Origin of the sequence: Streptomyces yangpuensis, from assembly GCF_024666385.1 — a bacterium.
GTDB classification, from domain to species: Bacteria; Actinomycetota; Actinomycetes; order Streptomycetales; family Streptomycetaceae; genus Streptomyces; species Streptomyces yangpuensis.
Genome location: NZ_CP102514.1, coordinates 811165 through 824943, shown reverse-complemented (window position 1 = coordinate 824943; position 13779 = coordinate 811165). Strand labels below are relative to the sequence as shown.

10 protein-coding genes and 2 pseudogenes are annotated in these 13779 nt (G+C 75.1%); 5 read left to right on the top strand and 7 right to left on the bottom strand.

Annotation, left to right across the window (positions count from 1 at the left end; translation table 11 throughout):
• The first annotated feature begins 5 nt into the window (after nucleotides 1-5).
• A complete protein-coding gene (locus NRK68_RS03880; RefSeq protein ID WP_257854936.1) occupies nucleotides 6-671 on the top strand; it encodes an SH3 domain-containing protein in 666 nt (221 codons plus the stop codon).
• Between the two features lie 90 nt (nucleotides 672-761).
• On the opposite strand, the gene NRK68_RS03875 is transcribed toward NRK68_RS03880, so the two are convergent.
• Complete coding sequence (locus NRK68_RS03875; protein ID WP_183065739.1) at nucleotides 762-2048, bottom strand: streptophobe family protein; 1287 nt, start codon at nucleotides 2046-2048, stop codon at nucleotides 762-764.
• Between the two features lie 95 nt (nucleotides 2049-2143).
• Between NRK68_RS03875 and NRK68_RS36910 the strand changes: the two are divergent.
• Nucleotides 2144-3409 (top strand): annotated as a pseudogene (locus NRK68_RS36910) (DUF6777 domain-containing protein); the annotation flags it as partial.
• 457 nt (nucleotides 3410-3866) lie between these two features.
• Here the strand turns inward: NRK68_RS36910 and NRK68_RS03860 are convergent.
• Nucleotides 3867-4058 (bottom strand): annotated as a pseudogene (locus tag NRK68_RS03860) (DNA alkylation repair protein); the annotation flags it as partial.
• A gap of 384 nt (nucleotides 4059-4442) precedes the next feature.
• On the opposite strand from NRK68_RS03860, the gene NRK68_RS03855 reads away from it, so the two are divergent.
• Nucleotides 4443-4670, top strand: coding sequence for a hypothetical protein (locus NRK68_RS03855; RefSeq protein ID WP_183066291.1), 228 nt, complete (start codon nucleotides 4443-4445; stop codon nucleotides 4668-4670).
• A gap of 139 nt (nucleotides 4671-4809) precedes the next feature.
• Nucleotides 4810-6927 carry a SpoIIE family protein phosphatase gene (locus tag NRK68_RS03850; protein ID WP_257854934.1) on the top strand — a complete coding sequence of 706 codons (2118 nt, stop codon included), beginning with the start codon at nucleotides 4810-4812 and terminating at the stop codon, nucleotides 6925-6927.
• Between the two features lie 784 nt (nucleotides 6928-7711).
• On the opposite strand, the gene NRK68_RS03845 is transcribed toward NRK68_RS03850, so the two are convergent.
• The 3 genes from NRK68_RS03845 to NRK68_RS03835 form a co-directional block, all read right to left on the bottom strand.
• Nucleotides 7712-9628, bottom strand: coding sequence for an ABC transporter permease (locus tag NRK68_RS03845; RefSeq protein WP_183066224.1), 1917 nt, complete (start codon nucleotides 9626-9628; stop codon nucleotides 7712-7714).
• Nucleotides 9629-9938: 310 nt separating this feature from the next.
• Nucleotides 9939-10763, bottom strand: coding sequence for a molybdate ABC transporter substrate-binding protein (gene modA / locus NRK68_RS03840; RefSeq protein WP_257854933.1), 825 nt, complete (start codon nucleotides 10761-10763; stop codon nucleotides 9939-9941).
• 221 nt (nucleotides 10764-10984) lie between these two features.
• Complete coding sequence (locus tag NRK68_RS03835) at nucleotides 10985-11380, bottom strand: TOBE domain-containing protein (RefSeq protein WP_257854932.1); 396 nt, start codon at nucleotides 11378-11380, stop codon at nucleotides 10985-10987.
• Between the two features lie 145 nt (nucleotides 11381-11525).
• On the opposite strand from NRK68_RS03835, the gene NRK68_RS03830 reads away from it, so the two are divergent.
• Entirely contained in the window at nucleotides 11526-11915 is a 390-nt protein-coding gene (locus tag NRK68_RS03830; RefSeq protein ID WP_257854931.1) for an RNA-binding S4 domain-containing protein, read from the top strand.
• Nucleotides 11916-12669: 754 nt separating this feature from the next.
• Here NRK68_RS03830 and NRK68_RS03825 read toward each other — a convergent pair.
• Nucleotides 12670-13077, bottom strand: coding sequence for a PTS-dependent dihydroxyacetone kinase phosphotransferase subunit DhaM (locus NRK68_RS03825; protein WP_183065745.1), 408 nt, complete (start codon nucleotides 13075-13077; stop codon nucleotides 12670-12672).
• On the bottom strand, nucleotides 13074-13703 hold the full coding sequence (gene dhaL / locus NRK68_RS03820; protein WP_183065746.1) for a dihydroxyacetone kinase subunit DhaL: 630 nt from the start codon (nucleotides 13701-13703) through the stop codon (nucleotides 13074-13076). Before dhaL ends, NRK68_RS03825 begins: the two co-directional genes overlap by 4 nt.
• Nucleotides 13704-13779 lie beyond the last annotated feature (76 nt).

Here is a 13779-nt window from a genome sequence, read left to right as displayed (position 1 = left end):
GCCTCATGAGCAGCTCGATGGATCCCGGGATCGCCGTGGCGGACTTCCGGCCCACCCATGTGGTGCCGCCGCCGGGGCTGCCCGCCTGGGAGGCCCCCGACGTCTCCCGGCCGACCGCGGCCCTGGACGCCTTCCTGCCCGTACAGCTGCTGTCCCGGCGCGGGGAGTGGGGGGAGATCCTGTGCGCCAACGGATGGAGCGCCTGGGTCGACGGGCGGCTGCTCGTCGCGGTCCCGCAGCCGCCGCCGACCACGGGGGAGCGGCCGTCGGTACGCGCCGAGGACCCGAAGCCGCTCCTCGCGCACGCCGCCGAAGCCCTGGCCCGCTACCGGCACGCCGTGGACGAACTCGCCTCCGGCCGGGCCGACACCGACGGCTTCCGCCGGGCCCTGCGCGGACTGCGGGCGGGCGTCGTCGTCGACGGTGAGTCGGTCTGGATCTACGACGAGGGTTCGCAGCGGTGGATGTACGGCGACGGGACCCGCCTGGCGGCCTACGCCGTGACCGAAGGGCCGGGGACCGCCCACCGGCCCACATCGCCGCCGGCGGAGCCGGGCGGCGGGGCCGACGCGGGCCCGGACGCGCCGCCCGCAGGCCCGCAGGCGGGCAGGCGCGACCGGGAGGCCACCGCGACCCGGATCGTGGACACGCACGACCCCGGAACGGAATGAGGGTGCCCTGCGACTCCGGCGGATGCCCGGTCGGCCGGAGCAGCCCGCCCACAGCCCGGCGCGGCCGGAGCGGCGGGCCCTTTCAGACGTTCAGACGTGCGGCGCGGCGGCGGGTTCGTCGACCCGCCCGCGGCGGTGCAGCGGGCGGGCCAGGACGCCGCCGACGAAGCCGGCCACCGCACCCCACAGCAGGCCGAGGCCGACCGTCCGCCACAGCACGGGGTCCAGCAGGACCTCCCCGCCGAGGGCGTCCACCTCGCCGATGCCCAGGAGGGACAGTCCGTACACGGCGTGGACCCGGGCCAGCAGGCAGACCGCGAGGGTGGCCAGGGCCAGCGCCGCGCCCAGGTGGAGCGCGTGCTGCCAGGGCCGGACGTGCGCGGGGGACCGTACGGCCGCCAGTACGCCCGTACCGAGCAGCAGGACGGCGGCCACCGCCACCAGCCACCACGCCCGCCCATCCCGCGCGGCGAACGACGCCACGTCGACCGGGGCCCCGTCGGCGTCGCGCAGCACCTCGTCCAGCAGGGGCGGCATCGGCAGCCCGAAGGCTCCTTCGACCCGGGCCTCCCAGGCTCCGCCGAAGCCCAGGGTGAGCGCGACCCACACGAGGTTCGGCAGCCCGAGCAGGACGACCGCGAGGGTCCGGTCGGCGTGTCCCTGGGTCGCGGCCACCACCACGCCGACGACGACGCCGATCGCGACGTAGACGAGGAGCAGCACGGCCGTGGCGGAGGCGGCCGGACGCACCGCCGTGTGGAAGCGGACCAGCCCGGCCGGGAGCGGGGCTCGGCGCGACACCAGCAGGGCGATCAGCAACAGGCCCAGGATCCACACCAGTGCGAACAGGAGCGTGGCGGGCAGGTCGGCACGGAAGCCGACCTTCGGCGAGGAGTCGAGGAGTTCGCCGATCTCCCCGAGGGGCGAGTCGCCCACGGAGATGCCGAACTCCTGCCGGGCCACGAGCGCGGCACCGGCCAGGGCGAGCAGCCACAGTACGACCAACGGCACGATCCGGCCCAGGAGTTCACGGGGCCCGGCCACGGCCCGGTTGCGCAGCGGGCGCAGGAAACAGAAACCGGCCGCGAGGGCACCCGCCAGGCTCACCGAGAGCGGGAGCACGGACAGGTTCGCGTGCGCGCCGGCCAGGAGACCGGCGTCGCCGGACACCTCCACCGTGCCGCCGGCCGCCATCACGACAACCGCCGCGAGCACGTGCGGGAACGCCCCCTCCGGGAGGGCGCCCGCGCCCGCGCACGCCAGGCCGGCCGCGGCCACCGCGGTCATCGCCGCGAAGCCCGCGACGACGGTGACGAGGGCGTCGCGCCAGGCCCTCGCGGAGCCCCCGGACGATGACGATCTCGGTGTCTGGCTCACCCTGCAACGGTGGCACTCCCGGCTTGCGGCCACCACCCGGACGGCGCACACAATGGTCCGATGGGGTAACTCCCTCCTCCTGGGAAGAAGAGCCCGTGAGCACACATCCCTCCGGCGGGCAGCCGTCGTCAGAGCGGCCCACAGGGCCGCCTTCCGGGCCGCTGTCGGGCGGACAGCAGGTGCCGCCGCCCCCGCCGCCGACCGGGCCGCCCTCGGGGCCGCCGGGCGGGCCCGCCGGTCCCGGCGGTCCGGGGCCGGGGCCGGGCAAGGATCATTGGTGGCGGTCCGTTCCACGGCTCGCCACCGCGCTCGTCGCGGTGGTGGCGGTCGTGGCCCTGGCGGTGGTGCTCACCCGGCCCACGGGTACTCCCAGCGCCGGGGCCGAGGTGTTCCTCCAGCCGGCCGCCGCGGCCGGCCCCGACCCCTTCACCGAGTCCACCGTGGTGAAGGAGGACGCGCCGCCGCCGGAGAGCCCGGCGCCGTCCCCCACCGCGACCGGCGCCGCCCCCACCACCCAGGGCACCGCCACCGGCACCAGGAGCGTCAGCGGCTCCGCCCCGGGCGTGTACGGCGGCACCCAGGACGTGGCGAGCTGCGACGTCGAGAAGCAGATCAAGGTGCTGGCCGCGGAGCCGGCCAAGAACGAGGCCTTCGCCACCACGCTCGGCATCCGGCCGGCGGCCGTCCCCACCTACCTGCGCTCGCTCACCCCGGTACAGCTGCGGCTGGACACCCGGGTGACGAACCACGGCTTCCAGGACGGCAAGGTCACCAGCTACCAGGCCGTGCTGCAGGCCGGAACGGCCGTGCTCGTGGACGACCGGGGCGTGCCGCGGGTGCGCTGCGCCTGTGGGAACCCGCTCGGTCCGCCGGTTCCGCTCAAGGCTGCCCCGAAGCGCTACGGACAGACGTGGCCCTCCTACCAGCCGGCGAAGGTGGTCGTCATCGCACCGGCCGTGCAGCCGGTGAAGAAGATCGTGATCTACGACCACCAGAACCGGCACTGGTTCGAGCGGGACAAGGGACACCACCGGGACCCCAGGCCCGACCGCCCCATCCCGCCGCCCGTGATTCCGACGCCGCCGGCCACGCCGACGTCCCTGCCGACACAGACCGGGCCGAAGCCGCCCGGACCGCCGACGAAATCGCCGACGAAATCGCCGACGAAATCGCCGTCCACGTCGCCGTCGGGTTCGCCCACGCCCTCGAAGTCTCCCTCGAAGTCGCCCTCGAAGTCGCCGTCGAAGGCGCCTTCGAAGTCGCCCTCGGGGTCCCCGACGCCATCCGGTTCGCCGTCCCCGTCTCCGTCCCCTTCGCCGTCTCCGTCGAAGTCGCCCTCGGGGAGCCCGTCGGTCTCGCCGACGCCCTCGCCGACGCTCTCACACCCGACCTCGCCGACGGCGTCCCCCTCGGGTTCGCCGACGCGGTCGGCTTCGCCGTCCCCGCTCACGTCGCCCTCGGTGTCCCCGTCGGAACCTCCGTCGCCGTCGGGCTCCCCCTCGTGGTCCCCGGCGGCATCGCTCTCGCCCAGGCCGTCCCTGTCGCCCTCTGAGCTGCGTTCGCTGCCGCCGACCGACCGTACGCCCCCGCTGCCGACGCGGACGCGGCCGACGGACCGCCTGCCTTCGCTGCCGACCAGGTCCGCGGCTCCGCCGTCACCGGTCGCGCCGCAGCAGCGGCCGGAGCCGGAACCGGCCCGTACGGCCGAACAGCCCCGTGAGTACGAGGGCGGCAACGACAACGGCGGGAACCGGTAGCCGGGTGACCGATCGGCGGCGGACCAGTTCCGCCGGCAGGTCGAGACCCTCCGGCCGGCGCCCTGGGCGCCCGGGCCTCGCGCAGCATGACGTCCAACTCTCCCCGCCCGAACGCCTTCGGACGGCAGGTCAGGAGCGACGGCGGTCTCGCCGCCGTGTCACCGGTGGCCCAGCGCCCACGCGCCAGTTCCTGCTGCGTCTTCAGCCGCTCCGCGAGCGCGTGCGGCTTGCCGAGGTTCACACCGTGGTCGTCGCGCCTGATCGGCAAGACACCCGCTGGTCCGTCCGAGTGAGGCGGCGGGCTCCCCGAATGGTTGGGTGATGCAACGGAATTGTGCGGAACGTGAGGGGAATCCCGGCCGGTGCCCGAGATGCCGATCGACGGGGCGGTGACTAATATCATCCGTAGGCAACTGTGGCCATCGCGGGACTGAAACCCTTTGCCCGCGGTGCAAACGCCAGAGCGCGAGGCGTGCGACATATCGCACCGGCCCACGAGGTCCGCGGCCCGATGAGGCCGCGTTGACGGGGGATGTGCGCACACACATCTGTACTGCCACAGGTGCAGCCTTGTGCGTCCTTTGCTGAGGAGGAAGAACAAATTTTCCTGCAATAGCAACGAGAAGGGTTCTCAACCATGCGAGCAACGAGAGTCAAGCGTCTCTTCGCGGTGTCCGCCATCGGCGTTCTGATGGCCGGCGGTGCCCTGGGAGCCGCAGGTACCGCCTCGGCGGCCACCCCCTCCCAGTCCGTCACGTACGTGAGCGGCGGCGGCTGGGACCATGACAAGGGCGGCCACCACCACGGCTGGTACGACGATGACGACGACGACTACCGTGGCGGAGGCAAGGGTCACGGCTGCTGACACGAGCACCACTGATACGAGCACCACACGCTGTGCGGCCCGCGCGACGGGCCGCACAGTGCCGTGTCCCCGCCCGCGGCACCCCCGCCGCCGGCCGTCCCGCAGGGACACCGGCCGGGGACAGTGAGACGCTGGCAGCATGGCCCGTAGGGGAGACGTTCCCGAGGTCGGCTGGCCCGCGCGGCCGGACACGAGCCTTGCGCTCAACCGCATGGGCACGTTCGACTGGGACCTCGACAGCGGGCGGATGCACCTGGATCCCACCGCCCTCGAGGTCCTCGACCTGCGCCCGGAGGAGTACAGCGGCACCCCCGCCGGGCTCCGCTCGCGCATCGCGCCCGCCGAGGAGGCCCGGCTCGACTCCCGGGTCGCCCAGGCCATCAAGGACGGCCGCAGCCACTACGGGGCCTACGTCCGCAGCCGCCGCCGCGACGGGTCGCCCGCCTGGACCCACATCCAGGGCCACATCCTGCGGGACCCGGCCGGCCGCCCGTACCGCGTCATCGGCATCCTCCGCGACGCCGCCCACGACCCGGGCGAGCCCGGAGCCGGCGGGGAACAGGACGAGGGGCGCCGCCGGATGACCGGCGTCGTCGAGCGGACCACCGCCATCCTCGCCCACGCCCGAACCGTCAACGACGTGACCGACATCCTCAAGGACCCGCAGGCCCTCGGGCACCTCGGTGCCGTCAGCGTGATGCTGGGCGTCGTCGACGGAGGCCGCATCCACCTCGTCGCGGAGGGCCAGCTCGGTACGTACGTCCCCGAGATCGAATACACCCGGATCGACGCGCAGTTCCCGATGAGCGTCGCCGTACGCACCATGCAGCCGGTCTTCATCCTCTCGCGCCAGGAGTTCCAGCAGACCTACCCGGAACTGTGGCCCTACATCGAGCCGCTGCCCGTCCACAGCGGGGTCTACCTGCCGCTGATCGCCCAGGGCCGGCCCGTCGGCGCCCTCGGGCTGCTCTACAAGCGGGAGGGCGACTTCACCGCCGAGGAACGCAACCTCCTGATGGCACTCGGCAGCGGAGTCGCCCAGAGCCTCCAGCGCGCCATCCTCTTCGAGCAGGAGCACGACCTCGCCGAGGGCCTCCAGCGGGCCATGCTGCCGCGCCGGATCCCCACGGTGCCGGGCGCGCTGATCGCCGTACGGTACCGCTCCGCCCGGATGGGCAGGGACATCGGCGGCGACTGGTACGACGTGGTCCCGCTCGGCGGCGGCCGGGTCGGCGTGATGATCGGCGACGTCGAGGGCCACGACACGGACGCGGCCGCCGTCATGGGACAGCTGCGCATCGTGATGCGCGCCTACGTCGTCGAGGGGCACACGCCCGGCGCGGCGATGTCCCGGGCCTCCGCGTTCCTGCGGGAACTGGAGACGGAACGCTTCGCCACCTGTACGTACGCCGAGGTCGACCTGACCAGCGGGATGCTCCAGCTGGTCCGCGCCGGCCATCTCGACCCGGTCGTGCGGCGCGGCGACGGCAGCTGCCACCGGATCCAGGTCGCGGGCGGCCTGCCGCTCGGACTGCCGCCCCGCGAACCGTCCTCGGCGCCGGACTCCGGCTACCCCGTCACCAGCGTGGAACTCCACCCCGGCGACACCCTGGTGCTGTGCACGGACGGGCTGGTCGAACGACCCGGTGAGGACCCCGACGCAGGCATGCGCGACCTCATGGCGACGATCCAGACCGGCCCCGCGGACGTCGAGGAACTCGCCGACGTCCTGTGCGACCTGGTCGGGGATTCGGGCGGCGGGGACGACATGGCCCTGCTCGTCCTGCGCCGCCGCGGTACGCCGACCGGGCGCGGCGGCGGGCCGCTGCACCAGCGCCTGGCGCCGGGGGACGCCGACGCCCCGGCCCTGGCCCGGCACCTCATCCGGGCGGCGGTGGCCGCCTGGGGTGCGAGGGAGCGGGCCGACGAGATCGAACTGGCGGCGGACGAACTGATGACGAACGCCCTGGTCCACACGGAGGGCGGCGGCCACATCAGCATGCGGATCACGCCGCAGGGGCGGATCCGCGTCGAGGTGGAGGACTCCAGCAGCGCCCTGCCGCGGCGGCGCGAGGCGGGGGACTGGGCGGTGTCGGGGCGCGGCCTGATGCTGGTGGATCAGCTCGCGGACGCATGGGGCGTGGAACCGCGGGGCGGCGGCAAGTGCGTCTGGTGCGAATTCGAGGTGAACGCCCCACCGGGTGCGGGTGCGGGTGCGGGTGCGGGTGCGGGCGCGGGTGCGGACGGGGCGGGCTGAGCGGTATCGGCGCCGGCTGCCCGGAGGGGGCGGGCTGCGCGGCGTCCGGTGCCATGGGTGCTCCCAGGCCGGCAGGGCGGAGGAGCGCCCCGGTCCGTGGACGCAGGCGGGCGCTCCGCCACGCGGCGCGGCGTCTCGCCGGGCATCCCGGGCGGCGCGGGGCAGGCCGGACTCGGCCCACACGCCCCTGGAGCGTCTATGCGGGTTTCGACCGGGGCGGTACGAGGCGGGCCGTGGGGCGTCTGGGCGGGCATACCGGGCGTGGCGGGGCGGGTGGAAGTTCGCTGACACGCTCCCGGGGTGCCTGTGCGGGTTTCGACCGGGGCGCTACGGGGCGGGCCGTGGGGAGTCGGGCCGGTCATTCCGGGCGCCGCGGGGCGGGCGGGACTCCGGCAGACACGCCCCCGGGCCCAGCGGCGCCTCGCCGGACATCCCGGCGGCCGCGGGGTGGGTGGGGCCGCCGACATGCCCCGGGGTGTCTGCGCCGGTCGGGGCCGGGCTCGCGGGGCCTGGCGTCGTGCCTCATCCCTCGTGCTCTGTCCGGAGACCGCGCTGGACACCCCCGCGCGGCTCAGCATGTCGTCGCGGATCGGCGGCTGACCGGGCGCCCTCGCTCGGGCGGGGCGAGAGCGCGGCAGCCCCGGTCGCGCGGCTCGGACAGGTCATGCCATCACCGCTGCGGCAGGACTACGGAGAGGCTCGGCCGGACCGGCCGTGCCGCCCGTCATGGGCTCGGTGGGGGTCATCGTCGGGGGCCGGGGCGGCGTGGCCGCCGCCCTGTGGCCTACAGGCCCACCAGGGTGACCTCGGTGGCCTTCACGCTCGTCCACACCTCGGAACCGTCGGCCAGGCCCAGTTCGGCCGCCGCGTCCGGGGTGATCTCGGCGACCAGGTCGGGCGCCTCGGCCGACCCGATCAGCACGCGCAGCCGGCTGCCCACCGCCGTGATCTCCCGTACCGTGCCGGGCCACACGTTCCGGGGGCTGCCGCCCGGGCGGTCCCGGTGCACCGACACCGCCTCCGGGGCGATGATCGCCAGGGCCTGGGCCCCCTCGGGCAGGGCCTCGGCGACCACCAGGCGGCCGCCCTCAGCGAGCGCGAGGCCGTCCGCCGAGGCGATGCCCGGCCAGGCGTTGCGCCCCAGCATGCGGGCCACCCAGGGGGAGCGCGGGTGCCGTGAGACCTCGGCCGGCGGCGCGTCCTGCAGGGCCCGGCCGTCGGCCAGTACGAGGACCCGGTCGGCCAGCGACACGGCCTCGACGGGATCGTGGGTCACGATGAGGCAGACCCCGCCGAAGCCGGCCAGGTGCGTGCGCAGGGTGTGCCGGACGCGGGCCCGCGTGGTCTGGTCGAGGGCCGCGAGCGGCTCGTCGAGCAGCAGGAGCCGCGGGCGGGCGGCCAGGGCGCGGGCGAGGGCGACTCGCTGGGCCTGGCCGCCGGAGAGCTGGGACGGCTTGCGGTGCGCGAGGTGACCGACGCCCAGCCGGTCCAGCCAGGCCTGCGCCTCGCGACGGGCGTCGGAGCGCGGCACGCGGCGGGCGCGCAGCCCGTACGCGGTGTTCGCCAGGGCGTTCAGGTGCGGGAACAGCGCTCCGTCCTGTGGGACCCAGGCCACCTGCCGCTTGTGCGGGGGCAGGGCGGTGACATCGGCATCGCCGAGCCGCAGCTCGGCGTGGGCCCGCGGGGTCAGGCCGAGGAGGGCGCGCAGCAGGGTGGTCTTACCGGCCCCGTTCTCGCCGACGACGGCGATGGTGGTGCCGGGTTCGGCCCGGAGGGTGAGGCGGTTGAAACCGGTGACGGTGGCGTGCAGAGGCCAGTGCTCCGTCCCCGTCCCCGTCCCCGTCTCCGTCTCCGTCCCCGTCCGCATCTCCGTCTCCGTATCCGTCTTCGCGTCCGGGTACGTTTCCGCGCCCGGTCCCGTGGCGGCGGGTGCGGGGGCTTCCTCCGCGGCCGGCCGGGGCGCGGTGACCGCCCCGCGCTCGATCGGGGTGCCCGTCCAGCGGCCGCGCAGTGCGATCAGTACGGCCATGGCGATCGCCAGCAGCAGCAGCGAGACCGAGGTGGCCGCCGCGGGCTGGTCCTGGAGCAGCAGATACACCTGGAGCGGCAGCGTCTGGGTGGTGCCGGGCAGGTTCCCGGCGAAGGTGATGGTCGCGCCGAACTCGCCCAGCGCCCGGGCCCAGGTGAGGGCGGCGCCGGCGACCAGACCGGGCGCCACCATCGGCAGGGTCACTGTGAAGAACACCCGGACCGGCGACGCGCCGAGGGAGGCCGCGGTCTCCTCGTAGCTCTGCCTGAGACCGCCGAGGGCGCCCTCCAGGCTGATGACCAGGAACGGCATGGCGACGAAGGTCGCCGCGACGACGGCCCCCGAGGTGTGGAAGGGCAGGGTGATCCCGAAGGAGTCCTCCAGCCACGGCCCGAGCAGTCCGCGCCGCCCGAATCCGAGGAGCAGGGCCACGCCGCCCACGGTCGGCGGCAGCACCATGGGGAGCAGCACCAGCGAGCGCACCAGGGCCTTGCCCTTGAACTCCACGCGGGCCAGCAGCCAGGCCAGCGGCACACCGAGGAGGAGCGAGAGGGCCAGCGCCCACAGGGACACCACGAGCGAGAGCTTCAGGGCCTCGACCACGCCGGGACTGCCGAGGTGTTCCCCGAGGTCGCGCCACGGAGTGCGGACGAGGATGCCGATCAGCGGCATCAGCAGGAAGGCGACGGCGAGCAGCGCGGGGAGCGCCAGGGCCACCGGGGGCCGGGTGGTGCGGGAACGGAGTCTGCTCACGGGACTTCCTGGCTGGGACGGCGTGGGGCGGGGCGGGGCAAGGGGCGGGCGGCTCAGGGGTGCAGCGTATGCCGGTCCGAGAGGCGGACGCGGGCATGTGCGGGCAAGGCGGCCACGGGCGGGCAAGGCGGGCACGGGCGGCCCGGGGCACGGGCGGGGACGCCAAGAGGGGCTGCCCGTCCCCCCGGACCGGACAGCCCCCGTGCCCCGGGCGAGAGCGCGGCGCCGCCTACGGCTGCTGGAAGCCCGCGTCCTGGAGGATCTTCTGCGCCTCAGGGGTGCTCAGCCAGGCCACGAACGCGACCGCGGCCTCGCTGTTCTTGGACTGCTTCAGCGTGGCGGCCGGGTAGGAGGCCAGGGCGTTCTGGGCGTCGGGGATGTCCACGGTGACGACCTTGTCGCCCGACTTGGCGGAGTCCGTCTTGTAGACGAGGCCGGCGTCGGCCTCACCCATCTCGACCTTGCCCAGGACGGCGCGGACGTTGGGCTCCTGGGAGACCGGCTTCACCTCGACCTTCTGGGCGTCGAGGATCTGCCTGCTGTAGCGGCCGACCGGCACCTCGGGCGCGGCGAGCACGACCTTGAGCTGGGTGTCGCCGAGGTCCTTGAGCTCGTCGATCTTGAACGGGTTGCCCTTGCCTGCCGCGATGACCAGGCGGTTCTTCGCGATGATCTTGGCTTCGCCGGTCTCGGCCTTCAGCCCGTCCATGGTCTTGGTGTCGGCGGTGACCAGTGCGTCGGCCGGGGCGCCCTGCTTGACCTGCGCCGCGAGTTCCTGCGAACCGGCGAAGGAGAAGGTGACCTTCGTACCGGGGTGGGACTTCTCGTACGCCTCGCCCGCGGCCTTGAAGACGTAGGTGAGGGAGGAGGCGGCCAGGACGGTGAGGTTCGCCTGCGGTGCGGCGGCCGACGGCGCGGCGGAGCCGGTGTTGGAGGCGGCGGGCTTGTCCTCACCGCTGCCGCAGGCGGTGAGCCCGGTGAGCAGGGCGGCGGACAGGACGGCAGCGGCGGCGGTGGTGGTGCGGCGACGGGTCGAGGCGGGGGTCGGGGACATGGGCGCAGGCTCCTCGGTCGGGTCGGCGGCCGGCCGGGTGCCGGGTCCGCGCGGTGGTGACCCGCGCCGGTGACGGGCGGAGCGGGTGGGAACGGTTAGGTGTGGTGCGAGCGGTGCGAGCATGCTGAGCGGTGGTGCGGGACCGGGAGGGGGGCCGGGAGGGGGGGCCGGGACTGGGCCGTGGGTGGGCGTGCGGCCCCCGGGAAGACGCGCCGAGGGGTTCAGGCGCGGTCGATGTGCACGCTCGTGGACTTCACACGGGCGGTGGCTCGCATGCCGACCTCCAGCCCGAGCTCCTCGACGGCCTCGCGGGTGAGCAGGGAGACCAGGCGGTGCGGACCCGCCTGGATGTCGACCTGGGCGGACACATCCCCGAGCCGGACGGCGGTGACGATGCCGGGAAAGGCGTTGCGTGCCGAGGTGTACGGCTCCCCGTCCTCGGCGTGGGCGCCCTGGCCCACCTCCACGGAGAAGGCGGCCAGATCGCGGCCGTTGATCAGCCGCCGGCCGACCTCGTCGCGATGGGTCACGACCCGGCCGGCGTCGGCCCAGCGCCGCGCGGTGTCCGGGCTGACGCCCAGCAGTCGCGCGGCCTGTCCGATGGTGTAGGACTGCATGTGCGACAAGGTAGGCGCACTTATGGCGCATTTGCAATTCTCTTGGTGGCATTGCCATGGTAGGTGCCAGGGGTATTGGTGCATCTGCCAAAAGTCGCGGAAAAGTCGTTCCGTCCTGGTGGGCCCGGATGGCTAGAGTCGGGGCATGGCTGATGAGGTTTCGGGAACGGAAACGGGCACGGTACGGGTCGACGCGTGGATCTGGTCCGTGCGGCTGACGAAGACCCGCTCGATCGCGGCGACGGCCTGCCGGGCGGGCCATGTGAAGGTCAACGGGGAGCGTGCGAAGCCGGCGCAGCCGATCCGTGCGGGCGACGAGGTCCGGCTCTTCCACGCGGGGCGCGAGCGGATCGTCGTGGTCAAGCGGCCGGTGTCCAAGCGGGTCGGCGCGCCCGTGGCCGCCCAGTGCCTGATCGACAAGAGCCCGCCGCCGCCGACCCCGGTGGAGGCCGCGGTCGTCGGCATCCGCGACCGCGGCACGGGCCGCCCGACGAAGCGCGACCGCCGCGAGATCCAAACCCTTCGCGGCCGCTGACACCGCGCCCGTGCGATCGGGGCCACTCGCGGCGGCGGTAGCCCCTGCCGCCACCGCGGCGCCGCGTACGCCTGGGCATTCACACCGTGCCCGTGCGATCGAGCGCCCGCGGCGGCGACCCCTTGGACCCGCGCGCGGCACCCGGACCGCCCCGTCGGCCGGGCGCGAGTGCGCGCCCACGCCACCGCGCTTCGGGCGAACGGCGGGTCCGCCGCCCCCAGCCGCCTGCGGCGGGCCGCCGCGTCCGCGTCGCGGCGTACTGCGGCGGCGCGTGCGCCGGGGTGTTCACCGTGCCCGCGTCATTGGGGCACCTGCCGAAGCGCACCCCTCCTGCCACCCAGTACCCCGACCTGCCCTTCGGCCGGGTGCCCCTGTCGCGCACCCAAGCCCCCCGGTGCGGCGCCCCTCCGGGAAGCCGGCCGAACCCGGACGCCCGCGCGGGGCCCGTGCCGGGCAGGCGGGCCGCCGTGCCGGGCAGGTCGGCGAGGGCCGGGGTGCGCGGCCCGGGCCGGGGCGGGCTACGGGCGGGCCGCGTGGCGCTCTGCGGCTTCGCCGGGTCCGGGCGGTGCGTGGTCGTCGGGGTGCGGGCTGCCCCAGGCGGGCCGAGACAGGTGGGTGGGCCCGGGCGTTCGCGGCGCCTCCGTGCGGGCTGGCACCCCGCGGAACCCGTGGGCGCTGTCGTCGCCGCGCCGCCGGGGCAGCCGTCCGCGGCGGGAGCCGAGTGGCTGAGCGCTCCGCCCGCGGGGGGAGCGGTTCAGGCTTTGCGGTAGGCGTAGGCCTCCGTGGCGGCCTCGGCCACCTGGGTGAGGGGGGCGCCGGCGGAGGCGGCGACCAGGGCCGCCACCGCGCCCTCGACGAAGGGGGCGTCCACCAGCCGTGAGTCCGGCGGCAGTTCGCCCTCCAGCAGCAGCGTTTTCACCGTCAGGACCGAGCTGCCGAGGTCCACCAGCAGGGCCACCCCGGCGCCCCGGTCCACCTCCCGCGCGGCCGCCACGATCAGGTCCGCGCTCGTGCCGAGCCCGCCGGCGGACGTGCCGCCCGCCGTGGCCACCGGGGCCACCGCCCCGCCAGCCGCCAGGCCCCGCGCCAGCTCCGCCACCGACTCGGCGACCGCCGCGCTGTGCGAGACGAGCACGACCCCGACCAGGGCCTCGTCCGTCATCGCCCGTCCTCCGTCCGCTCGGCCGCTTCCCGCTCGGCCACGTCCGCGAGCGCGCCCAGCAGCAGCGCCGACGAGGTCGCTCCCGGATCCTGGTGGCCGATGCTCCGCTCGCCCAGGTAGCTGGCCCGCCCCTTGCGCGCCTGCATCGGTACGGTGGCCAGCGCCCCGTTCTCCGCCGCGTCCGCCGCCGCGCGGTACGACGTGCCCAGTGCGGCCACGCCCGGCAGCAGCGCGTCCAGCATCGTCTTGTCGCCCGCCGCCGCGCCGCCCAGCTGCGCCACCGCGCCGACCCCCTTGTCCAGGGCCGCGGCCAGCTCCGCGTCCGACACCTCGGGCGCCTCCCCGAGCTCCTTGCCCGTCCGCCGCAGCAGCATCCCGTACAGCGGTCCCGACGCGCCGCCGACCGTCGAGATCAGCGTCCGCCCGGCGAGCTGGAGCACCGCGCCCGGCGCCGCGGGGGGCTCCGCCTCCAGGGCCGTGCGCACCGCCGTGAAGCCCCGCAGCAGATTGCTCCCGTGGTCGGCGTCGCCGATGGGGGAGTCGAGCTCGGTGAGCCGGTCCGCCTCACGCTCCACGGCGGCCGCCGCGGCCGTCATCCAGCTCCGGAAGAACTCTGCGTCACGCACCGGATCTCCTCGCCTCGCGTCCGCCCGGCCAGTCCTCCCGCCACCATAGATCAGCGACCCCGCCGCGGCGCCGCCG